This window comes from Bacillus oleivorans (assembly GCF_900207585.1).
In the GTDB taxonomy this organism is placed as follows: Bacteria; Bacillota; Bacilli; order Bacillales; family JC228; genus Bacillus_BF; species Bacillus_BF oleivorans.
The window spans coordinates 137,045-158,617 of record NZ_OAOP01000009.1 but is presented as its reverse complement, the minus strand read 5'-3'; the positions used below and the strand labels follow the sequence as shown (position 1 = coordinate 158,617).

General features: G+C 38.5%; 23 protein-coding genes. 13 read left to right on the top strand and 10 right to left on the bottom strand.

Translation table 11 applies throughout. From position 1 onward, the window contains the following. The first annotated feature begins 54 nt into the window (after nt 1–54). Both trhA and CRO56_RS17900 read left to right on the top strand, forming a co-directional pair. Nucleotides 55–702: a PAQR family membrane homeostasis protein TrhA gene (trhA, locus tag CRO56_RS17905; protein WP_097159994.1), complete on the top strand. Its 648-nt coding sequence runs from the start codon at nt 55–57 to the stop codon at nt 700–702. Nucleotides 703–727: 25 nt separating this feature from the next. Continuing rightward, nucleotides 728–1,450, top strand: a complete 723-nt coding sequence (locus tag CRO56_RS17900) for a YwaF family protein (RefSeq protein WP_097159993.1) — start codon at nt 728–730, stop codon at nt 1,448–1,450. 44 nt (nt 1,451–1,494) lie between these two features. On the opposite strand, the gene CRO56_RS17895 is transcribed toward CRO56_RS17900, so the two are convergent. After that, on the bottom strand, nt 1,495–2,778 hold the full coding sequence (locus CRO56_RS17895) for a polysaccharide deacetylase family protein (RefSeq protein WP_097159992.1): 1,284 nt from the start codon (nt 2,776–2,778) through the stop codon (nt 1,495–1,497). A 151-nt stretch (nt 2,779–2,929) separates the two neighbouring features. On the opposite strand from CRO56_RS17895, the gene CRO56_RS17890 reads away from it, so the two are divergent. Both CRO56_RS17890 and CRO56_RS17885 read left to right on the top strand, forming a co-directional pair. Next, nucleotides 2,930–3,184 (top strand): YciI family protein, encoded by a 255-nt coding sequence (locus tag CRO56_RS17890; protein WP_097159991.1) that lies wholly within the window; start codon nt 2,930–2,932, stop codon nt 3,182–3,184. A 63-nt stretch (nt 3,185–3,247) separates the two neighbouring features. Beyond that, entirely contained in the window at nt 3,248–3,985 is a 738-nt protein-coding gene (locus CRO56_RS17885; RefSeq protein WP_097159990.1) for a glycerophosphodiester phosphodiesterase, read from the top strand. A 52-nt stretch (nt 3,986–4,037) separates the two neighbouring features. On the opposite strand, the gene CRO56_RS17880 is transcribed toward CRO56_RS17885, so the two are convergent. Next, entirely contained in the window at nt 4,038–4,565 is a 528-nt protein-coding gene (locus CRO56_RS17880) for a hypothetical protein (RefSeq protein WP_097159989.1), read from the bottom strand. Between the two features lie 339 nt (nt 4,566–4,904). Here CRO56_RS17880 and CRO56_RS17875 point away from each other — a divergent pair, with 339 nt between their 5' ends. Next, nucleotides 4,905–5,219 (top strand): winged helix-turn-helix transcriptional regulator, encoded by a 315-nt coding sequence (locus tag CRO56_RS17875; RefSeq protein WP_097159988.1) that lies wholly within the window; start codon nt 4,905–4,907, stop codon nt 5,217–5,219. A gap of 223 nt (nt 5,220–5,442) precedes the next feature. On the opposite strand, the gene CRO56_RS17870 is transcribed toward CRO56_RS17875, so the two are convergent. Continuing rightward, the gene (locus CRO56_RS17870) at nt 5,443–5,976 is read right to left on the bottom strand and encodes a YceI family protein (RefSeq protein WP_097159987.1); all 534 of its coding nucleotides are present in this window, start codon (nt 5,974–5,976) and stop codon (nt 5,443–5,445) included. 217 nt (nt 5,977–6,193) lie between these two features. Between CRO56_RS17870 and CRO56_RS17865 the strand changes: the two genes are divergently transcribed. From CRO56_RS17865 to CRO56_RS17840, 7 genes are all read left to right on the top strand, one after another. Then, nucleotides 6,194–6,679, top strand: coding sequence for a hypothetical protein (locus CRO56_RS17865; RefSeq protein WP_097159986.1), 486 nt, complete (start codon nt 6,194–6,196; stop codon nt 6,677–6,679). Next, the gene (locus CRO56_RS17860) at nt 6,666–7,169 is read left to right on the top strand and encodes a hypothetical protein (protein ID WP_097159985.1); all 504 of its coding nucleotides are present in this window, start codon (nt 6,666–6,668) and stop codon (nt 7,167–7,169) included. Before CRO56_RS17865 ends, CRO56_RS17860 begins: the two co-directional genes overlap by 14 nt. An 80-nt stretch (nt 7,170–7,249) precedes the next feature. Beyond that, the gene (locus tag CRO56_RS22985) at nt 7,250–7,393 is read left to right on the top strand and encodes a hypothetical protein (RefSeq protein ID WP_179714343.1); all 144 of its coding nucleotides are present in this window, start codon (nt 7,250–7,252) and stop codon (nt 7,391–7,393) included. A 100-nt stretch (nt 7,394–7,493) separates the two neighbouring features. Then, the gene (locus CRO56_RS17855; RefSeq protein WP_097159984.1) at nt 7,494–8,498 is read left to right on the top strand and encodes a DUF3231 family protein; all 1,005 of its coding nucleotides are present in this window, start codon (nt 7,494–7,496) and stop codon (nt 8,496–8,498) included. A gap of 134 nt (nt 8,499–8,632) precedes the next feature. Next, on the top strand, nt 8,633–9,544 hold the full coding sequence (locus CRO56_RS17850; protein ID WP_097159983.1) for a DoxX-like family protein: 912 nt from the start codon (nt 8,633–8,635) through the stop codon (nt 9,542–9,544). Nucleotides 9,545–9,546: 2 nt separating this feature from the next. Next, nucleotides 9,547–10,161, top strand: a complete 615-nt coding sequence (locus CRO56_RS17845; protein WP_245855965.1) for a DUF4166 domain-containing protein — start codon at nt 9,547–9,549, stop codon at nt 10,159–10,161. Next, nucleotides 10,127–11,755, top strand: coding sequence for a YndJ family protein (locus tag CRO56_RS17840; RefSeq protein WP_179714342.1), 1,629 nt, complete (start codon nt 10,127–10,129; stop codon nt 11,753–11,755). The genes CRO56_RS17845 and CRO56_RS17840 overlap by 35 nt, the downstream gene beginning before the upstream one ends. Nucleotides 11,756–11,848: 93 nt before the next feature. On the opposite strand, the gene CRO56_RS17835 is transcribed toward CRO56_RS17840, so the two are convergent. The 3 genes from CRO56_RS17835 to CRO56_RS17825 are packed head-to-tail and all read right to left on the bottom strand — an operon-like array spanning nt 11,849 to nt 14,491. After that, complete coding sequence (locus CRO56_RS17835) at nt 11,849–12,604, bottom strand: iron ABC transporter ATP-binding protein (protein ID WP_097159981.1); 756 nt, start codon at nt 12,602–12,604, stop codon at nt 11,849–11,851. Beyond that, nucleotides 12,598–13,548: an iron chelate uptake ABC transporter family permease subunit gene (locus CRO56_RS17830; protein WP_097159980.1), complete on the bottom strand. Its 951-nt coding sequence runs from the start codon at nt 13,546–13,548 to the stop codon at nt 12,598–12,600. Before CRO56_RS17830 ends, CRO56_RS17835 begins: the two co-directional genes overlap by 7 nt. Further along, on the bottom strand, nt 13,541–14,491 hold the full coding sequence (locus CRO56_RS17825) for an ABC transporter permease (RefSeq protein WP_097159979.1): 951 nt from the start codon (nt 14,489–14,491) through the stop codon (nt 13,541–13,543). The genes CRO56_RS17830 and CRO56_RS17825 overlap by 8 nt, the downstream gene beginning before the upstream one ends. A gap of 212 nt (nt 14,492–14,703) precedes the next feature. Between CRO56_RS17825 and CRO56_RS17820 the strand changes: the two genes are divergently transcribed. Then, the gene (locus CRO56_RS17820) at nt 14,704–15,033 is read left to right on the top strand and encodes a winged helix-turn-helix transcriptional regulator (RefSeq protein WP_097159978.1); all 330 of its coding nucleotides are present in this window, start codon (nt 14,704–14,706) and stop codon (nt 15,031–15,033) included. Nucleotides 15,034–15,073: 40 nt separating this feature from the next. Here the strand turns inward: CRO56_RS17820 and CRO56_RS17815 are convergent, their stop codons facing one another. The 4 genes from CRO56_RS17815 to CRO56_RS17800 form a co-directional block, all read right to left on the bottom strand. After that, complete coding sequence (locus tag CRO56_RS17815) at nt 15,074–17,236, bottom strand: heavy metal translocating P-type ATPase (RefSeq protein ID WP_097159977.1); 2,163 nt, start codon at nt 17,234–17,236, stop codon at nt 15,074–15,076. After that, a complete protein-coding gene (locus CRO56_RS17810) occupies nt 17,233–17,595 on the bottom strand; it encodes an ArsR/SmtB family transcription factor (RefSeq protein ID WP_218839654.1) in 363 nt (120 codons plus the stop codon). The genes CRO56_RS17815 and CRO56_RS17810 overlap by 4 nt, the downstream gene beginning before the upstream one ends. A 280-nt stretch (nt 17,596–17,875) precedes the next feature. Beyond that, nucleotides 17,876–20,029: a type IA DNA topoisomerase gene (locus CRO56_RS17805; RefSeq protein ID WP_097159975.1), complete on the bottom strand. Its 2,154-nt coding sequence runs from the start codon at nt 20,027–20,029 to the stop codon at nt 17,876–17,878. 200 nt (nt 20,030–20,229) lie between these two features. After that, nucleotides 20,230–21,453, bottom strand: a complete 1,224-nt coding sequence (locus tag CRO56_RS17800; protein ID WP_097160050.1) for an amidohydrolase family protein — start codon at nt 21,451–21,453, stop codon at nt 20,230–20,232. Between the last annotated feature and the right edge of the window lie 120 nt (nt 21,454–21,573).

The following is a 21,573-nucleotide window of genomic DNA, read 5'->3' as shown; positions in this document are numbered from 1 at the left end:
AAAGTAGTGTACAATAGAAGAAAATAATGAAATTTGCATACAGGAGGTCAAAACATGGCCTTTACTCATACATTCTCAAAAAAAGAAGAAATCGCCAATTCCATCACACATGCCATTGGTGCTGCCTTAAGTATCGCAGCCTTGATAATTTTAATTGTGTACGCATCTATTTATGGAACAGCATGGCATGTCGTTAGCTTTACCTTATACGGTTCTTCTATGGTTTTACTATATACTTGTTCCACCCTTTTGCACAGTTTTCCGGAAGGCAAAGTGAAAGATTTTTTTGAAATAATGGACCACTCCTCCATTTATTTCTTCATCGCAGGAACCTATACCCCCTTTTTATTTGTAGTCATTCAAGGATGGCTTGGATGGACGATTTTTGGGATAATTTGGGGAATCGCGATTGCTGGGACAGTCTTAAAATCTTTTTTTGTTAAGAAATATTTATTCACCTCAACCGTTCTGTATGTGGTAATGGGATGGGTTATCGTGTTTGCCTGGAAACCCCTTACTGATTCACTTGCGGCTGAAGGAATTCTGCTTCTGGTCATTGGAGGCATACTTTATACAATAGGTTCGATTTTCTATGTATGGCGCGGCTTTGCCTACCATCACGCTGTATGGCATCTTTTTGTCATGGCAGGAACAGCTCTTCACTTTTTCTGTGTCCTCCTTTATGTTTTGCCGATTCAGTAAAACATACTCATTCGAGGTGAGTCCGATGTACGAAGCGTTGGTAAGTGAAAATAGTCCTTATTCTTCTTTCCAGCTATTTTCGATTTCCCACTTAGTTATGGTAGTTTTTACAATTTTACTTATTATAGGTTTTTACATGTGGAGAAAGCCATTACAACGACATCGTATTTTTATTAGATGGGGACTGCTGGCCGGTTTAATTGGATCTGAAATTTATTTCAATGTATGGCATATCCTGATTGGAGAGTGGAGTTTACAGTACACCCTCCCTTTTCAGCTTTGTTCAATTTGCATCTACTTGGCTACATTTATGCTCCTAACTAAAAATTTTAGACTGTTTGAGATTGTCTACTTCCTAGGATTAGCAGGGGCGACACAAGCCATTTTAACGCCTGAGCTATTCTATGACTTCCCTCATAGCCGATATTTTCATTTTTTCATTGCTCACATTGCTATTATTCTTTCACCCCTTTATATGACTTGGCTTGAAGGTTACCGTATCTATTTCACCTCTGTGATTAAAACGTTTCTGACCCTAAACGCAATGGCGGCCGTTGTTTTCATGATTAATCTGGGGCTGGGTGCCAATTATATGTTTCTGGCGCGAAAACCGAGTAATGGTAGTTTGTTAGATTTCCTCGGTCCTTACCCATGGTATCTCATACCGTTAGAAATCATTGCATTATGCTTATTTTTACTGTTGTACTTTCCTTTTTATCAGAGAAAAGGTCAGACAGGTCGTGATTAAAAAAAACAAAAACCCTCGGACTTGTAAATCCGGGGGTTTGAATTCTATTTATAAGGTTCCAGCTCTAACAGTGTCGCAACATCCACGAGCTCAAAATTTTGTTTTTGCAGTTCTTCGATAATAACTGGCAAAGCTTTTGGCGTTTCTATGCGTTCCTTCGTCGTATGCATGAGAATAATATCGCCGTTTCGGATATTCGAAACGACATTTTCCACAATTTCCTCACTGATGGCACCATCAGCCCAATCAATTGTATCAATCGACCACAAGATAATGTTATAGCCCTCTTGTTTGGCTGCGTTTACGACATCTAAATCAGTATCCCCAAAAGGCGGGCGGAAAAGAGCTGGTGCTTTCCCTGTAACAGTTTGGATCGCGGCCTCAGTCCTTTGAAGATCCTCGACAACTCCCTGAAAATTCTTTGATTTTAGATTTTCATGCAAATAACTATGCGCTAATACAAGGTGGCCGCTTTTGGCCGCTTTTTCAACGACATCCGGGTATTTCTCTACATTTTCGCCGACAAAAAAGAACGTCCCTTTTACACCATATTGGTCTAAAATATCGATGACAGTGTTCGTTACATTTTCTTCATCCGGCCCATCGTCAAAGGTTAAAGCTACCATTGGTTTATCTGGTCCGTTCAGCCACATATTGTCATAGCTTTGTGCGAAAATCTGGATTTCCTTTCTCCACGCTAACATATTTTCCCACGTTTCTGCGGGAAGATGACCAGAAATCCCCTTTATATCCAGTACGTATTCTTGTGTCGTTGCGTCCAGTGTCTTTTGACTAAATATCGAAATATGATGAACTCCTTCTTCGTCTTGAGGGATAATAAATTTCAATTGAAACTCTTCATTAAGCTGGTAAACATAAATATCATCTGTTCCATAGGATCGTTTTTCATCAGGTTCTCCTAATGCCTCTTCAATCATGGAATACGTGATTGAATACAACGAATCATTATAGGAACGGACATCAAAAACAGAGCCTTCCTTTATATAGCCAACCGTAACTCCTTTTTCTGCGTACTCAGCGTAATACCCGTAACCGGCCTGATTCACCTGGTCAGGTTCTCCCCATTCTGCTTTTACGTCTTGAAAGTTTGTGTTTCCCAATTGAAATGGTGCATCTGCTATCATTCCAGTTTCAGCTAAAGTCACGATTGCAGCAATTGGATTATCTTGCTCACTAGGATCCGGCGCCGGTATCTGTTCTTCTTTTTCTGGTTCTTCCTCAGTCTCTGTTTGTTCTACCTTTGCTTCACAAGCTGTTAAAAACATAATGAATACGGTTCCAATGATAAATGCAAGCTTTTTAGACAAAATATTCTCCCCTTCCCTTTCTCTATTTTATCATCTGACCATCTATTAATCTTTAAAAAATTCCAACAACTTATTTTCCGCTTTAATTTCAAGTTCCGTTAAAATCCTGTATGATGATAATGATTAATAAACAAGAAAGGAAGAGAAAAGAATGCCACATTATGCAGCGATATTACATATGCAGAATCCAGAAATAAACCAAAAATACCGTCCCGACCATTTAGAATACCTTGAAAACCTAAAACAACAAGGAAAAGTGTTCTTAAAAGGAGCTTTCACCGACGGCGCTGGAGGACTTGTCATTTACAAAGCAGACTCCCTTGAAGAAGCTAAGCAATTAGCTGAAAATGATCCTTATGTAAAACTAGGGGTCAGAAGACTTGAAATACACGAGTGGAATATCTAGCGTCAGAATGCCTGTCACGCCCCGATATTTGTGAAATAATTAATGAGGACTGGAGTTGCTGCGATGAGTAAAACACTGATATTTGCCCACCGCGGAAGTAAAGGAACCCACCCCGAAAATACGTTGGCAGCATTTCAAAAAGCGATTGATTTAGGGGTAGATGGAATTGAATTAGATGTTCACGTTTCTAAAGATGGTGAACTTGTTGTGATTCATGATGAAACAGTCGATCGCACCACCAGTGGAACTGGTCGGATTCGGGACCTGACTTTAGCAGAAATTAAACAATTAGACGCAGGGAGCTGGTTTTCTTCAGTGTTCTCTGACGAAAGGATTCCCACTTTAGAAGAAGTGTTAGAAATCCTTAATGGAACAGACATATTAATAAATATTGAAATAAAATCAGATATTATTCCTTATGAAAACATTGAGGAGAAGGTTCTGAATGCGATTAAAAATAGTGGATTGAACGAAAGCCAATTTATTATTTCTTCCTTTAATCATTATTCTCTCGAAGCTTTTAAAAAACTGGCTCCTCAGATCGAAACAGCGATTTTATTTATGGAAATTCTCTTAGACCCTTGGCAATACGCTGCTAACATGGGTGCTTCTGCACTTCATGTATACGAACCAGTAGCTTTCACTGAAATGGCCCAGCGTGCTATGAGGCAAGGCTTTCCAGTTCGCGTATTTACTGTGAACAGCCAAGAGCATATGAAAGCTCTTATGGACTTAGACCTATCCGCCATTATGACTGATTTTCCTGAGGATGCATTAAAGATTAGAGAAAGCTTGAACTAAATAAGTCAAAAAAAGAGATTAAGGGAGATTTTCTCCCTTGATCTCTTTTCTATTACAAGAAAACCATACCGAATTTTGGAGCTGATACGCCAACTTCTTCAAATACTTTGTTTACTGAATCAATATAGCTTTGTTTTAAAGTTTCGGCGTCTGTTAAGTCTTCACTTCCCGCTTGAAGAAGCTCGGCTTTTTTAGAGTAGAATTGGCTGATTATGTCTGCTGCTTCTGTTAGATTTGTTTGATAATCAGCAAGTGTTTCTGGAATTTCAATTGCGGCAATTTCTTCAGAGATGGCCACAGCTGCATCTGCCGGTTTAACTTCAGCTGCTTCAATTCCTTCAGGTGTAGTAAAACCAACGAATGCAGATTCTGCATTACGAATAACTTTAATCACTTCGCTTTGGTATGCAAGCAGATCTGTTTTTACTTCATTTGCTGTTTCACTTTGCTCTTTAGCAGTTGTTGTATCTTCTTGAACCTCTTCTGATGAATTTCCATTGTCACTGGATGCAGAATTGCTGCCGCACGCTGCTAACACCAGGACTAACATTGAAACTAAAAGCAACAATAGCTTTTTCATTCTTTTTATCCCCCTAATGAATTTCTATTTAATTATCCTGACAGTTGCTAATTGTACCACTTCAGTAAATTTTTTCAATCCTTTTAATTCGAAAAACGAAGTATATTAAAATATTTATTTTTTATGAATTTATTGATAATTTATAAATTTCAGTTGGCTTTTAGTTTTACTAAAATAACGTTTAATGCTTTTATTGGATTTGCTCAGTTTTGATTTGAGTTTTATTGGAGATGAAAAGAAGAGTCAGAAACTCCGAAGTAACCCTTTAATGAGGATTTCTATTTATTTTCATACATTGAGAAGCTATACTATACTCAAGTAACCCTAGAGGTGATATCTATGAAGGAGTCATCATTGTGTCCAAAACTTGAAAAAGCGATGGAATTGATTGGTAAACGCTGGACCCCTATGATCATTTATCAGTTATTAAAGGGCTCCCACCGTTTCTGTGAAATTGAAAGTTCCTTTCCGATCAGCGGGAGGCTTTTGTCAGAAAGGCTTAAGGAATTGGAAAGTGAAGGCATTGTTAAACGCGAGGTATTTGCTGAAGTTCCTGTACGTGTGGAGTATTCTCTTACAGAAAAAGGACTTGCTCTCGCACCCTTCATGAGGGAATTAGAACAATGGTCAGATCTATATGTAAGCATTAAATAAGGGACCGCCACTCGTATCGAGCTGGTGGTTTTTTGTTTCACTATGGCAATTTTATAAGTTCAATGAGATCGATGCCTTAGACAAAAAAATCAGTAAATGATGTAATTAAAAGGGTTTAAAGGGCTTTTCTTTCCTCTGCCGCTACATTTTCGTCCTTTAGAGGCCGATTTTCCTTATCAAAAAAGGTGTTTCGCTTTCACGAAACACCCATTTCATAATTTAATTATGCTTGTTTTGTAGCTTCAATTTGGATTGAGATTTTTACTTCATCTCCAACTAGAACTCCGCCAGTTTCTAATGCTGCGTTCCAAGTTAGACCAAAATCACTGCGCTTAATTTTTCCTTCTCCACTAAATCCGGCTACTTCAGCTCCCCAAGGATTTTTGCCTTGACCTTGGAATTCTACAGAGAATGTTTCTGGATGAGTAACTCCACGGATTGTTAGATCACCAGTTACATCATATTCCCCTTCACCAGTTTTCACGATATTTGTAGCTTTAAATGTCATTTTTGGGTGGTTTTCCACATCGAAGAAATCCCCTGAACGCAAGTGGTTATCACGATCTTCGTTGCGTGTATCAACACTTGCAAGATCAACACTAAATTCAATAGTAGCTGTAGTTAATTCAGCTGGATCCGCTTCAATATTCGCTTCAAAACTATTGAAACTTCCCTTTACTGTCGCAAACATCATGTGTTTAACAGCAAAATCAATACCGCTATGAGTAGGGTCAACCGTCCATTTTGTTAATGTCATTCTCCTCTTCCTCCCTTTACTTACTTTTAGTAATCATATATACAAAATAAAGCATAATTACTTTTCGTAAATTTGTCAATTTAAAAATTTTCGGAAAAGGAGAAAAAATGACAGGTGCTAACTTGCTCTATTTGTTCATAATGAACCCTTTGTATATTCTAACTTTTCCAAACACAACCTATAGGTATCAAATTAAAAAGGTTGAGCTGATTACCACATGTTGCTTAGTACTTTCATTTCCCTTTCCATTATTGGAATCATTGCATTTACTCTTTCTAAGAAAAAAATACATCATTTCGAGCTGATTCTCTCTTTTTTAGCGATAGAGTTCATCATCTCTACCTATATCGCTGTTGTAAATACAAATTATAGCTACATAGAAATTTCGACTAAAACTCAAGATTATGTTACACATCAAATATTTGAAATTGTTCTTCTTCCAGTTTTAATGTTTCTAACAATAAACAGCAGTGAATTTTTTAAATCATTCTATATCAAAGGTCTGCTTGGGGTCACATTAGTTGGAGTGTTATGCTCCATAGAATACTCACTCTTAAAATTGAACATTATCGAGTATAAAGGATGGCATATTGTGTATTCGTTTATCGCATATGGTCTAATCTATATCGTGATACAAGCAGCCAGATACAGTTTCCGCAAGATATTAATTAAAGAGGGAATGATCAAGCATGATTCTCCCTAAAAACTTTGACCAAAATGAATGGTTTGTTTTAATATTTCTTACTGTAGTAATAGTCATTATTTGTTTTTTGCCGAAACGTTTTCCTCGTAGTATTACCATCCTAATTCTTGTATACACTGCAACTGTTGGCCGCATCACGGATCGGACTTTAGCAGCACCATGGGCAGACTTTTACGATATCATGGATACCGGCAAATATGATCTATTTGATTTACTTACCTATATTTTATACGCCCTATTTGGCTACATCTTGATCTACTTATTTGACATGCTGAATGTAAAAGGTTTATGGATTCTCGTATATATCGTATTATGGTCCCTTGCTTCAGTGGGGTTAGAATGGATGTCATCGCAATTTGAGGTTGTTAAATACAAAGAATGGGTCCCTTATCTATCCTTTAGTTACTACCTGGCTGTCCAGGCTTTGACGCTTTTATTTTTCAAGTACTTAAAAAGGGTTTATAGAAATACTATTTTTTATATAAAATGAATGGTCACTTTTCCCAAGTAAAAACTGACAGCCATGGTTCAAACTAAAGATACCCCCTGACACAAACAAGGAGGACCCTCATGGCTGAACAATGCTTTTACTGTACGAAAGAGGTTGACGACAATCAACTTCATTTTGTAACCTTTCTATCTTCAATGAGTGAACGTGAGGAAACTTTATGTGATGAATGTTATCAAGAATGGCTGCAAGGAATTAAGGAATAATGCCGGTTTGGGGTTAGCCCCTTCCGGCATTATTTTTTTATACATACATTTCAGTTTCGCGGCAAAAAATAGGGATGAATTCGATGGACGGAGGATTCTTATGGAAACGACTCACAGCGCTCCATTAACAGCAACCGAAATTGCTCATCTTTGGACCTCTTTTCAAAACGATACAATGGCTCTTTGTGGAATTAAATATTTTTTAGCCCATGTCGACGATCATTCAACACGAGAATTATTGGAATATGCTCTAGAACTTTCTGTACGTCATGTTCAAAAAGTAAAAGAGATATTAACAAAAGAAAAGTATCCGATTCCACAGGGCTTTACCGAGCAAGATGTTAATCTTGAGGCTCCCCGTCTATTTACGGATGCTTTATATATTCACTATATAACGAATATGGGCAATTTTGGACTCACCTCCTACGGAACAGCGTTAGCGATGGTGTCTCGTGAAGACATCCTTGATTACTACGCAACCGCATTAGCAGAAACCACAGAGCTAGCAAAGCGCGGAACATATTTAAGTATCGAAAAAGGAATTTATATTCGCCCACCCATTATCCCAGCACCAGATCAAATTGACTTTGTAAAAGATCAAAGCTTCTTAACAGGTTTTTTTGGAGAACGCAGACCTCTCTTGGGGGTAGAAATTGGTGATATCGTCTATAATGCTAAGCGAAACGGACTTGGGCTTGCAATTATTCAAGGCTTTAGTCAAGTCGCTAGAAACAAAGAGGTTCGCAAGTACTTCGAACGGGGGAGAGATATATCTAAGAAACACCTAAAAGTCTTTAGTACCTTTCTAGAAGAAAATTATTTATCTCAAGGGGCCATTAACCTTATGGCTGAGGTAACGGATTCAACTGTGCCCCCTTTTTCAGATAAATTAATGATGTTCCACATTGCAGCATTATCGGCTTCGGGAATTGGCCAATACGGGATTTCCCTGTCGACTAGTCCCAGACACGATTTAGGCGTACTTTATTCCCGTCTTTCTACAGAACTCCTCCATTATTCAGAAGATGGTGCCAATATGATGATTAATCACGGCTGGATGGAACAGCCTCCTCAATCTGCTGATCGGAAAAAGCTATCTAAGTGACGAGCCCGAAAATGATTCAATATCATTTGGAATAAGCAAAACCGATAGAGGCTTTGCTTTTTTATTATCTTATTATCACGTCTCCTTTTCTTTCCTCCAATTTATGGTAAGCTAAAGCCATGAGGTGAGTTTTTATGAGGAGCAAAGCTATTTATGTAGAAATACCGATTAAGACTAAAATGGAAGATTTGTGGGAGACCACCCAAACCCCACATCTGCACGAGCAATGGGACCTTCGCTTTTCATCGATTACCTATTTGCCTAAGGAAAAAGAAAGCGATCCTCAATCTTTTCTTTATAAAACCAATATCGGCTTTGGCTTAGCCATTGAAGGCTGGGGAAAAAGTGTGGGAAGTATTGAAGCAGAGGATGGATCGCGAACATCTTCCTTACACTTTGGAACGGATCAGCCTATTTCTCTTATTCAGGAAGGAAGAGGATATTGGAAGTATCAGCCAGAACAGGATTCTATTACTTTTTTAACCCGATACACGTATGATGTTAACTTTGGCATGCTTGGGAAAGTAGTAGACTATTTTTTCCGGCCGATTATGGGTTGGGCAACAGCTTTGAGCTTTGATGTGCTAAAACGCTGGCTGGAAAAAGGAGAATCTCCCTTTTCACAATATATTCGGTTTTTTAGTCATTGGCTTATTGTTTATTTGTTTGTCTTAATTTGGACCTATCATGGGCTCATTCCAAAGTTAATGTATATGCATCCAAATGAGATATCAATGGTAACCAACTTAGTTCCGCTTTCATTTGAACAAGGGCGAACCGTCGTATTGATTGCAGGAATAGCTGAAATTATTTTTGCTCAAGCTTGGGTATGGTATCGGAACAAACGGCGTCTATTTGGGCTACAGATCATTCTTTTTCCTTTTTTAACGCTTTCAGCGATACTGGCTGATTTCGCTTATCTGGTAAATCCCTTTAATCCATTGACGTTTAACATCTCCCTCTTCATTTTGTCCGTCATTGGCTTTTTAATCAGCAATGATATACCCACTGCTAAAAGCTGTAAAAGAAAACAATCGGGTGATTAATAGTGTCTATCTATAAAAAAGTGCTAGGAAACGAGTTTTATAGACTTCATCCCATGCTGCAAAAGCGATATTCGATTGGAGCAGGAAGCTGTTTTAAAGGATCGGGAATTATGAAAAAGATTCAAGGGGGCCCTAAATGGCTGTACCCATTGTTTGTCATGGGGTCGAGATGGAAATTGCTTTTCCCAGAATATGGGAGAAACATTCCCTTTACGATTGTTAATTCACCACGGGTTGGAAAAACGGGAGAGGAACAAGTCCATTGGGAACGGATATTTTATTTTGGCGAGAAGAAAAGGTACTTTAATGCTCTTATGAGTTTTGATCAGGAAAGGCAGATTATTAAAGATTATTTAGGAGAACCCAGTCTTCTTTATTCAGATCTGGTTCTGACTGTTTCGAAAGAAGGGGCTTTAATCATTACGTCTAAAAGGCAGCGTCTTATTATCGGGAGAATAGAGATCCCTCTGCCAAAACCTTTACAAGGTCTTGCTACGGTAACAGAAAGATATGTAGAGGAACGTGCAGCCTACTCGATTCAAGTCATTGTTAGGAATCCTTTAATTGGAGATGTTTTTTCTTATGAAGGAGAATTTAGAGAAAATAACACAATATAAAATGACCGTAATTCATATTTTCTTGTTTCTTATAGTTGTCCTTATCGGTAACTACCCCTGGTACACGCTCATGTTAACGGCTGCGCAGCTAGTATACTTACCTTTGTGTCTTAAACTGATCGTAAATAAGCAGGCTAAGTTTTATAAAATTTATACATATGTTGGATGGATTGCCTATCTCGGAATTGTGGTTGTATATACTGTTGAACAGAAAAACCTGGATATTACTGCAGGGTTTATATGGCTTATCTTTACTATTTTGATTGGATGTTACGGACTAGCCCGTTTCCTGCAAAGAGGTTTTACGAAAATAGAGGAATTTATGATAGATATGGGGCTGATTTATCTGCCAATTGGCGGAGCCTGGTTTTTCGCCCACCTGGCAGCTATCAACACAGGTTTTTCCCCAATGATTACCTTGCTGACTGCTGTGCATTTTCATTATGCATCTTTCTTGTTGCCTATTTTTACAGGCTTTTTAGGCAGGCTCGTTAATAAAACGAAACTATATATGGCGGTATGCCTGATTATTATCGTCTCACCTATTTTAGTCGCGATAGGAATCTCCTTTTCCATTTGGATCGAAGTCCTGTCTGTACTGCTGTATATCATAGGGATTTACGGTCTTGTTGTTTTATCGTTCCAGGCTGCTTTTACTGTTAACCTTCAGAAATGGCTGGTTCGTATTGCCTTTTTCTCTTTGGCCATCACGATCCTGGTTTCTCTCGTGTATGCTTTTGGAAATTTAGTCGGGTTGCCAATTTCGATTGACTTTATGCTGCGATCCCACGGGATCCTCAATTCTATTTTCTTTGCTTTCTTAGGACTGATAGGATGGTCTCTTTCTATCCCACCCTCAAAAGAGAGGACATTACCTTTCCCCGTCAGTATGATTAAAGGAAGAGGAGTAATTGGTAAGACGGTTCTAGCTGGAATCGAGGATTCGACGGTAGTCTATCCTGGTCTTGTAGATAAAATGGAGGTATTTGAACCTGATATCAATATGGCAACCTTAGCTCCTGCCATTATTGACTTTTATGAAAATACTCAAGATTACCGGCTCTTTGCCTCCGTAAAATGGCAGCCTTGGTTCAAACCATTTGCCTTTATTTATCGTGGGGTAAGCCAATATGTCAAACAAATCAATTTGCCGCTGTCAAGGAAGCAAGTCGAAATGACAGGAGAGATTGTTCCTGTTCAAGAAATTTTAGATGGGAGAAGAACACCCAGGGCATGGGTTCGCAAGATAGAGAATGAAGTGACGTTCGTGGCTCTTTATTCCTTTCATCAAACAAGGGAGAGTACATATATGAATATAGCGCTCCCGCTGCCGGGTGCATCCATGATAGGAATCTTAGAGTTAAGCCAAACAGGTAATCAGCTTCAATTAACAAGCAAAAGGCAAAAAACCAGCGATGCGGATTCGGGGATTTATTTGTCTCGATCAAATTCGTTGTTTAAATTACCACTTGAAGAAGTGTTTCGAGTGGCAGAGGTTCAAGAGGGGATTTTAACAGCTCATCACCAAATGTGGATTTTCTCACTCCCCTTTTTATCAATTAAATATGACATTTACCATAAGGGTCATATATAGAAATCTTTCTCCCAAGAAACAACCACGCTATTTCTAGAGTGGTTGTTTTTTCATTTCGAAAATTTCAGGGCGTGACAGGCACGTGTCGAATTCCTAAAAGTAGACGCAGATTTTTTTGTTTTGGATGTTTTCGATTTCAATGTCCATGTCGTAGATTTCTTTAAGAACCCTAGAGTCAATGATGTCCTCGGCTTTGCCTTCATTGACGACTTTTCCGTCTTTCATTGCTACGATGTAATCAGAGTAAACAGATGCAAAATTAATGTCATGCAATACAATAACGACGGTCTTGCCTAGTTCTTCCACTAATCGTTTTAATGTCTTCATTATTTGCACAGAGTGTTTCATATCGAGATTGTTAAGCGGTTCGTCCAGCAGAACATATTCAGTATCCTGGGCGATTACCATGGCAATAAAGGCTCTTTGCTTTTGACCGCCACTTAATTGATCCAGATACTTGTCTTGTATGTCAGCCAGCTCCATATAATCAATCGCTTCATTCACATATTTCCAATCCTCATCGGTCAGTCTTCCTTGGGAATATGGAAAGCGTCCAAAAGAAACGAGTTCTTTAATGGTTAAACGTAAATTAATATGATTCGATTGTTTGAGTATGGAAATCTTTTTGGCAAGATCATTACTTTTCGCTTTTGTAATGTCTTGTCCATCAATATAAATGTCTCCCTGATCCTTCTCAATCAGGCGGCTAATCATGGATAATAACGTACTTTTCCCAGCACCATTCGGTCCAATAAAGGAAGTAATTTTTCCTTTTTGAATTTGAACTGAGACATTTTCAATTACATTCTTATCACCGTAACCTTTATACACATTTCTTATATCTACCATGATTTTCGCTCCTTTAATAATAGATAGATAAAGTAAATGCCACCTATAAAGTTAATAATGACACTGATTGGGACGGAAAATGTAAAGATTCTTTCCACAATCAATTGTCCCCCTACTAAAGCAACAATACTCACCAGTACCGAACCTATTATTAAAAACTTATGTTGATAGGTTTTTAAAAACTCATACGTAACATTAACTACTAAGAGCCCTAAGAAGGTGATCGGACCAATTAATGCAGTTGGGATCGAGATTAAGATGGCAACAACCAGCAGCAGTCGTTTCACCACATAATCATAATCAATGCCCAAGTTAATCGCATGTTCTCTTCCCATAGACATGACATCTAGATATTTTATAAATTTCATGCTGTATAGGAAAGCTGCTGCCAATAAAATCAATGCAATCCAGATGATATCTGAATTCACATTATTAAGACTGGCAAACATTCGGTCCTGTACGATTAAAAATTCATTGGGATCAATTAATACCTGCATAAAGGAAGAAAAACTTTCAAATAGCGTTCCAAATATTAATCCGATTAATAGCAGGAAGTAGATATTTTGCCCTTCTTTTTTAAAGAGCAGTTTAAATAAAATACTTGAGAATATTACCATCAAACCAAGCGAGATGAGAAAATTGACTTGCGCTTGCATCATCATCACAGTTGCCGATCCGAATAAAAACACAACAATCGTTTGAATTAATAGATAAAGAGAGTCTAATCCTAGAATACTCGGAGTTAAGATTCTATTATTTGTTATCGTTTGAAAAACAAGTGTCGAATAAGCAATCGCAGCCCCAGCTAAAACGATTGCAACAATCTTTGTGACCCTTCTTGGGAGGACATAATCCCAATTTGAACCGATATCAAAAAATAAGAACAATGAAATAAGCAAAATGGCAATGGCCGTTAATACAAGAAGTTTATTTTTATTACTCATATGCTTTTCTCCTCAACAGTAAATAAACAAAGATGGCACTGCCAATGACACCTACGGTTAAGCTAATGGAGATTTCATATGGGTAAATAATGACGCGGCCCAGAATGTCGCAAAACAGGACAAAGACTGCACCCAGTAAGGCTGTATGGAACAGGTTATTTTTTAAATGGTCACCATGATAGATGCTCACGATATTTGGAATGATCAAACCTAAAAATGGAATCATTCCAACTGTAAGAACAACAGATGAAGTAATAAGGGCAACGATCACTAGCCCAATATTCACAACCTGTTTGTACTTTAGCCCTAAATTTTTTGCAAAGTCCTCTCCCATGCCTGCAATCGTAAATTTATTGGCAAAAACGTATGCGACAATAAGTAACGGGATACTGACATAAATTAACTCATATTGTCCCTCAACAATCATGGAAAAATCACCATGAAGCCATGATGATATGTTTTGGATTAAGTCACCTCTATATGCAAAAAAGGTAGTGATTGAGTTAACGATATTCCCAAACATTAACCCAACAAGCGGTATAAAAATTGTATCCTTAAATTTAATCTTATCTAGGATTTTCATAAAAACGAATGTCCCCAAAAGGGCAAACACAAAAGAAACGAGCATTTTTTCCAAAGGGCTTGCTGTGGTAAAAATCATGAGGGAAACTAATACTCCAAGCCTTGCAGAATCCATTGTTCCTGCTGTCGTCGGCGAAACAAATTTGTTTCTGCTTAATTGCTGCATGATTAAACCACAAATACTCATACTTGCACCTGCCACAATGATTGTAATTAATCTTGGCAATCTGCTAGATAACAAGATTTGTGCTTGAGCTTCTGTTAAATGAAATAAATCGAGTGGCGAAATCGCACTTACCCCAATAAATACAGAAGCAAACGATAATATAATTAAAGCAAATAGCAAGTATGTTTTTTTCATATAGCATCCCTTAGACGTTTTCTCATATTAAATGAAAATTGTTATCAACTAAAATACTAATGAAAATGATTCTCAATGTCAATGTCTTTCGATTACCAGCTCCTTATCTATACAATTACAAAATAAAACTTCCTAGTTCTTAGTAAAGTTATAACGTTCTAAAATTTTATTATTTGCAGTAATGTGGTATCCTAATAGCAGGAGTGATGGAAATGAACAAATCCTTGATTTGTCCCAAATTTGAAAAAGCTATGAGTATTTTAGGCCAGCGCTGGACTGGACTTGTTATATATCAATTATTGAACGGACCACAGCGTTTCTGCACACTCGAATCCTCTATTGGGATTAGCGGACGGGTTCTTTCAGAGAGACTAAAAGATTTGGAAAGCCAAGGCATTGTTAAAAGAGAGGTCTTTCCTGAGACACCTGTTCGGATTGAATATTCCCTAACAGAAAAAGGACTCTCTTTAGAACCCATCATGAAGAGTATTGAAAATTGGTCTCAAGAGTGGATAGAAACCGAAACAGCAGCCGTAAAATAAATGAGAGGTGGACTCGAAAATGAGCACCTCTCTTCTTTATTTACTCCCTAACTCGCAATAGTCGCAAGCTATTTAATGTAACTAAAATAGTAGCTCCCATATCAGCGAGTACTGCAATCCAAAGAGTTAGCCAGTTCGGCACTACAAGTAATAAGGCTAACACCTTAATACTGATGGAGAACATGATGTTTTGTTTAATAATATTTAAAGCTTTACGGCTCAATTTAATGGTAAATGGCAGTTTCTTTAAATCATCGCCCATAAGGGCAACATCTGCCGTTTCCAGTGCCGTATCCGTACCGGCTCCGCCCATTGCAATTCCTACTGTTGAAGCAGCTAGTGCAGGGGCGTCATTAACCCCATCGCCCACCATGGCTACATGTTTATACTCCGATCTCAAGTTTTGAATAAAGGTTAACTTATCCTCCGGTAAAAGTTCAGCTTGAATTTCTGTTACTCCAACATTTTTGCCAATCGCATTAGATGTGCTTTTATTATCACCACTGAGCATAACCGTTTGTTCAATGCCCATTTGATGCAGTTTTTCCATTACTTCTTTACTCTCTTCCCGTACTTCATCAGCTACGGCCAGAAAAGCGAGAATCTCTTCTTTAGTTCCAGCTGCCATCACGGTTTTACCTTGTTGCTGAAGCTCTTGAATCTGTTGCTGAAGGCTTTTATCGAAGACAGTTGTCTGGAATTCTTCAAATAATTGTGGACTGCCAATATAATAGGTCGTACTGTTTATCGTTCCTTGAATACCTTTACCTGTAATGGAAGTAAAGTCTTCTACCATTACATCTGCAAATGATATGTTGGCTTCTTCCGCTTTTTTTACTATAGCTGAAGCCAGTGGATGCCCAGAACGTTTTTCTAAAGCAGCAATAAGTGTAAATAACTGATTTTCGCTCATTTTGTTATTTATAATTTTAAAATCGGTTACAACGGGTACACCTTTTGTAAGGGTACCGGTTTTATCGAAGGCCATCGCCTTAATAATACCCATTTGTTCTAGATAAATACCGCCTTTAATCAGAACACCGTTTTTAGCTGCATTTCCAATTGCTGAAACGATAGAAATCGGTGTTGAGATTACCAATGCACAGGGACAGCCAACGACAAGAACGGCTAGGCCTTGATACACCCATGTCTGCCAGCTTCCATTGATTAAAAGCGGCGGAATAACTGCTACTAATGCAGCTATGGCCATAATGGCGGGTGTGTAATACTTTGCAAATTTATCGACAAAGGCTTGTGATGGAGCCCTCTCCCCTTGGGCCTCCTCGACAAGATGAATGATTTTGGCAATAGTAGTATCATCTACTAATTTTGTTACTTTAACCTCTAGCAAGCCTTCTTCATTTAAGGTACCAGCAAATACTTCATTACCTGCGGTTTTCTCAACCGGAACTGATTCCCCTGTGATGGCAGCCTGATTAACAGCAGAATATCCCTTTACAACAATACCGTCCATTGCGATTTTCTGCCCTGGTTTAACGATCATGATATCACCGACTGCGATTTGATCGACATGAACCATCAATTCCTGTCCATTCCTTCGCACCAGTGCTTCCTTCGGAGCGATGTCCATAAGTGATCGAATCGATTGCCTTGCCCGATCCATTGAAAATCGTTCTAGAGCTTCACTTATGGCAAACAGAATAACGACAATCGCACCTTCTGCCCACTCTCCAATAATCGCTGCTCCAATAACCGCCACTGTCATAAGGGTTTTCATGTCAAATTCTAAGTGACTTAAATTTTGAAATCCCACTTTAAAGAGAGAGAAACCGCCTATCACAATCGCGGCTGCAAATAAAAGGGATGTCACAAGATTGTCTTCCCCATTTACGAATTGAGAAACATAACCAAAGACGATTAATAGGGATGCAAATAATAAAGTGCTATGCTTTTTATAAATTGGTTCTTTGGCTTCCTTTTCAGCTGCTTGATTCGTTCCCTGCACTTGAACAGGATTTTCAGGGGTGACTTTTAGGTTTTCGAAGGCACCTGCCTTTTCTAAATCTTCAATGGTTGTACTTCCGTAAACTGATATTTTGGATGCACCAAAATTCACTCTTGCATCCTGAACGCCGGGAAGCTGTTTCACATTCCTTTCAAACTTTCCTGCACAATTAGCACATGAAAACCCTTCAACCCTATACACTGTTTTCCTTTCTAAGGCTTCTGTTACTTCGTTCAAGCTTCAACAGCCTCCTTTTGGTGTGCATATGCCACCTGGATGAGTTGCTTTACATGTTCATCGTCTAATGAATAAAATACCAATTTTCCTTCTTTTCTATATTTGGCTAAGCCAAGATTTTTTAATAAACGCAGATGATGGGAGGCAGTGGCTGTAGTTGCTCCCACAATGTTAGCTACATCACAAACACATAATTCGTCTTCTACAGCAAGGGCATACGCTATTTTAATTCTGGTATCATCTGACAATGCCTTAAAAACCTTAGCAACATCTAATGGGTTTTCTCCAGCTAGCTTGTTTTTTACTCGACCTACTTTTTCCTCATCTATACACGTAACTTCACAAACATCTTTAGCCAAACTTCCCGCCTCCATTTATATTCAAATAATAGTTTGATTGTTTGTATATAATTAATGTATTCCTTTACAAACAAATAGTCAAATAAATGTTTGAATGTGTGATGATGATTCTTTATATATTCAAAAAAAATGCCCCGAATAAAAAAAGGACCTTCAGATACAAAGGTCATTTTTATAAGTTTCTACTAGCACTTTACACAAATAAAGCCTGTTTTTTATTACTTGATTAAGACAGGCTCCTTTGTTTACGGACCGATTTCACACCTTTTATTAAACTTACTTACTTTTTAAACTCCATCTTCCAGCTGAAATAATCCTGCTCCGGATTTTTTTCATAGCGCAGATAAGCATTAAACTTTTTACCGTTTTTACTGGTGAGGCCTTTTACAAAAGCTACTTGATTAGTAAGGAGAGCTTTTACCATTGTTTTCGATGCTTTTTTCTTCATCGCAGCTAGAAATTTATCATTCTTCCAAATCACAAACTTACACCCGTTCTTCCAATTCGAGCAGCCAAAGCCCTTTGTCCCCTCAATTACCTTAAATCCGCAAACCGGGCAGTTACCGAGTGCTTCATTCGACCTCGTTTCCAGCGACACCTGATGAATCGTTACGTCTTGTCCCGCTTTAATCGTTTCAACGGCTTTATTCGTAAACTGAAATACAACATCTAAAAATTGTTGTTGACTTACGCGATTTTTTTCAATATCAGATAAAGATTTTTCAAGGCGGCCTGTAAACTCTAAATCAAATAAATCCTTGATCGGGAACGTTTCCACTAGCTTTCTGCCAAGTTCAGTACAGACCAAATTTTTGTTTTGTGCTGTAATATAGCCGACTTCCTTTAACTTTTTAATCGTATCTGCTCTGGTTGCCGGGGTACCGATACTAAATCCGCTTAAAATACTGCCTAATAATTCCTCACTGTCTTCCTCTTTATAGCTTTTTCCGCAGGTTTCCATTACCCTGAGCAAGGTCATTTCGGTATGTGGCTTAGGAGGTTTCGTGACATGAGAAGAAATCGTTTGATCTGCAACCACTACCTGATCTTCTGCCTCTATCATTGGCAGAATCGTATCCTTTGATTCTATCTTCTCAACCTTCTTCCACCCCTCTACGAGCTGAATCTTTCCTTTTGTGTGAAACACCCCGGAAAGATCAGTATCCATCACTTTTGTCTGGATTTTTGTCTCTTCGTATTCCGCTACAGGCATGAACTGCATGATAAAACGATTCTTTATCGCTCTGTAAACGATTTCCTCATCACCGGTTAAACGCTTTGGTTTTAAGTAGGTCGGAATAATCGCACTATGACTCTCAACCTTGGCATTGTTAAAAATCCTTTTTGACCGGACAAACTTAATTTCATCTTTATAGGGAAGATCTTCAGCTGCCGATTTTAAAACTTTGGCTGCTTTTTCGATTAGACTTTCCTCTAATGCGAGACTGGATGTCCTCGGATAGGTGATTAGCTTCTTTTCATATAAACCTTGGGCAACCTTTAACACTTTATCTGCGGTCCAGCCTTTATATTTATTTGTTATGTAGCCTTGGAGATTAGAAAGGTTAAAAAGAAAGGGCGGATACTCCTTCTTCCGTTCGACTTGTTTATCTATGACAAGTCCATTTTTGTTCATAATGGCCTGTTCAATTGCCTCTAATTGTTCTTTCTTTTTAAACTTGTCCTCTCCGTCTTCTGCATATATACCCTCATAGGTTTGCAGATTTTCTAATTGAAAGGTTGCCGTCAGTTTAATATATTCTTCAGGTACAAAATTCTCAATTTCGCGGTCTCGGTCGTATATGATCTTTAATGTCGGCAGTAATACCCTGCCTATGTTTAACGCCTTCCCTTTACCTTTTTGATATTTCAAGGTAGCTACGGATGTGAGATTAATGCCAATGACCCAATCGGTCCATTGCCGGCTTATCCCCGCATCTAATAACGGCCTCATCTCAGTATTGGGTTTAAGGTTTTCTAGCCCCGAAAGAACGGCCTCAGGCGTCCATTCATTTAAAAGGAGCCGGTATACCTGCTTATCGGTCTTAATTTTATAGATAATACTGTCCCCGATTAATTGACCTTCACGATCATAATCGCAGGCAGAGATGATTGTATCAACATCGTTTCGCTGCATTAAATAGTGGATCGTTTTCAGCTGTTTGTAAGCCCCATTGTCGGGTTTATCTCGATTTCTCGGATCAGATTTAACCTTGTATTGGAAGGTTGACGGAATAAACGGGAAGTTTTCTAGCTTCCACACAGCCATTTTTCTGTCGTAATCTTTGGCATCAAAAAGCTCTAGTAAATGTCCGAATGCCCACGTAATGAAATAGCCATTTCCTTCAAAATAGCCATCTTTTTTGTCTTTTACTTTTAATGCATCCGCTATATTTTTCGCAACGGATGGTTTTTCGGCAATGATTAATTTCATGTTTGATCACCTGACTGTGAAAAATTTTTAAAAGGCAGAGTTATTATTGGAGTATATAGAGGCCTGCATAGAGGACAGGAAATGAAGAGATTTTCATGTCCCATTAGTATATCATACCAGCCAAAAATTGGGATGAAAAAAATAAAAACCAAAGCAGCTTCAGCTCAAAATCTAAGCTGACTGCTTTGGCCGTATTAAGATTATAGCTGACCAGATACGAGCACACCGTTATGAAAAACAGCTGCACGTTTTGTCTTCCTCGCCACTGCCTCAGCGGAACAGGACGCTTCGACGAAAACAGCTTTAAATTTCTCACCAGCCACCGGCCATACTTGCTCTCCCTTTTTATTTAGCGGGGTTATTCCCCCAGTAATAAAGCCTAGTGTCTGGGATAAGGAGTATTCGTCTGCATACCCATACACTTCCGCCAGTCGGCTTGCTTTTTCTAAATTATCACCAGTTCCAAAGGGAGACCAGTGATCAGTAAGACTATCCGTTCCCAGTTCTACTCTTACTCCCTTTTCACGGAGTAATGGAAGGGGCATGATCAGTCTGCCAATCGGAACGGTAGAGGTGACTTTCATGCGGAGTTCAGCAAAACGCTCGGCAAGTTCTGCAGCTGCTTTCTCTGAAACACCTGCAAAACCAAATGCATGGCTAACTGTTACTCTTCCTTGCCATCCTGCCTCCTCTGTTAAATCGGCCAGCTTTTTCATCGTATAAATACCTAAATAATCCCGGTCATGGATATGGATATCAACACCTGCATCAGCTTCAACAGCAATATCCATCATTGTATATAGGGATTCTTCAATGTTTTCATCGACTGTTGCCGGATCAACGCCGCCCACTAATGCAGCTCCATGTTTCATCGATTCTTTAACAAGTTCCTTTACGTCCGAACGGAGTAATCCATGTTGCGGAAACGCCACTACCTCAGATGAGATTTTACCCGCAAACGAATCGAGTGCTCCCATAGTTGCTTCTAAGTTTTTTAGCCCGATTACGGGGTCTATATTACAGTGAGTTCGAACATGGGTTGAGCCATAACCTACTAGCAAGTTCAAAATCTTTTCAGCCCGTTCCTTGGCGAAGGGTAATTGCTTTGGCAACAGCTCCCTTTCTTCTTTGAATCTGCCCATAATATTCTTGACTGGACGCACCGCCTTCCATGGCCCGCCGTAATAGCTTTTATCTATATGGATATGCATTTCTTTAAAAGCCGGCAGCATTAACTTTTTCTTTGCATCATAAACTGGTATTTTAAAATCAGTATCATTCATTTCCGAAACAATTTTGGCGATTTCTCCATCTTTAATCAAAATGTGAAATAGGTCGGTATTTGTCCCTATAACTTCATTATGTTCATATTTATAACCTGTTTCTAATAAAACATTTGTTAACCAATAAGAGGAATGCACAATCTTCACCCTTTTATATATATAGATTTTATAACGCTCTGAAAATTAAATACCATATTCCAGAATTTAATATATTGGATATTTCTAAGAACTCACTTTTGATGTATACTGTTTTATATAAGA

Excerpts from the sequence above, each read along its gene's own strand:
- CRO56_RS17835 (WP_097159981.1), bottom strand. The coding sequence starts at position 12,604 with ATGGTAGATATAAGAAATGTGTATAAAGGTTACGGTGATAAGAATGTA.
- CRO56_RS17805 (WP_097159975.1), bottom strand. The coding sequence starts at position 20,029 with ATGAAATTAATCATTGCCGAAAAACCATCCGTTGCGAAAAATATAGCG.
- CRO56_RS17850 (WP_097159983.1), top strand. The coding sequence starts at position 8,633 with ATGAGGAGCAAAGCTATTTATGTAGAAATACCGATTAAGACTAAAATG.
- CRO56_RS17880 (WP_097159989.1), bottom strand. The coding sequence starts at position 4,565 with ATGAAAAAGCTATTGTTGCTTTTAGTTTCAATGTTAGTCCTGGTGTTA.
- CRO56_RS17840 (WP_179714342.1), top strand. The coding sequence starts at position 10,127 with ATGAAGGAGAATTTAGAGAAAATAACACAATATAAAATGACCGTAATT.
- CRO56_RS17855 (WP_097159984.1), top strand. The coding sequence starts at position 7,494 with ATGGAAACGACTCACAGCGCTCCATTAACAGCAACCGAAATTGCTCAT.
- CRO56_RS17875 (WP_097159988.1), top strand. The coding sequence starts at position 4,905 with ATGAAGGAGTCATCATTGTGTCCAAAACTTGAAAAAGCGATGGAATTG.
- CRO56_RS22985 (WP_179714343.1), top strand. The coding sequence starts at position 7,250 with ATGGCTGAACAATGCTTTTACTGTACGAAAGAGGTTGACGACAATCAA.
- CRO56_RS17900 (WP_097159993.1), top strand. The coding sequence starts at position 728 with ATGTACGAAGCGTTGGTAAGTGAAAATAGTCCTTATTCTTCTTTCCAG.
- CRO56_RS17890 (WP_097159991.1), top strand. The coding sequence starts at position 2,930 with ATGCCACATTATGCAGCGATATTACATATGCAGAATCCAGAAATAAAC.
- CRO56_RS17860 (WP_097159985.1), top strand. The coding sequence starts at position 6,666 with ATGATTCTCCCTAAAAACTTTGACCAAAATGAATGGTTTGTTTTAATA.
- trhA (WP_097159994.1), top strand. The coding sequence starts at position 55 with ATGGCCTTTACTCATACATTCTCAAAAAAAGAAGAAATCGCCAATTCC.
- CRO56_RS17830 (WP_097159980.1), bottom strand. The coding sequence starts at position 13,548 with ATGAGTAATAAAAATAAACTTCTTGTATTAACGGCCATTGCCATTTTG.
- CRO56_RS17870 (WP_097159987.1), bottom strand. The coding sequence starts at position 5,976 with ATGACATTAACAAAATGGACGGTTGACCCTACTCATAGCGGTATTGAT.
- CRO56_RS17820 (WP_097159978.1), top strand. The coding sequence starts at position 14,704 with ATGAACAAATCCTTGATTTGTCCCAAATTTGAAAAAGCTATGAGTATT.
- CRO56_RS17825 (WP_097159979.1), bottom strand. The coding sequence starts at position 14,491 with ATGAAAAAAACATACTTGCTATTTGCTTTAATTATATTATCGTTTGCT.
- CRO56_RS17865 (WP_097159986.1), top strand. The coding sequence starts at position 6,194 with ATGTTGCTTAGTACTTTCATTTCCCTTTCCATTATTGGAATCATTGCA.
- CRO56_RS17885 (WP_097159990.1), top strand. The coding sequence starts at position 3,248 with ATGAGTAAAACACTGATATTTGCCCACCGCGGAAGTAAAGGAACCCAC.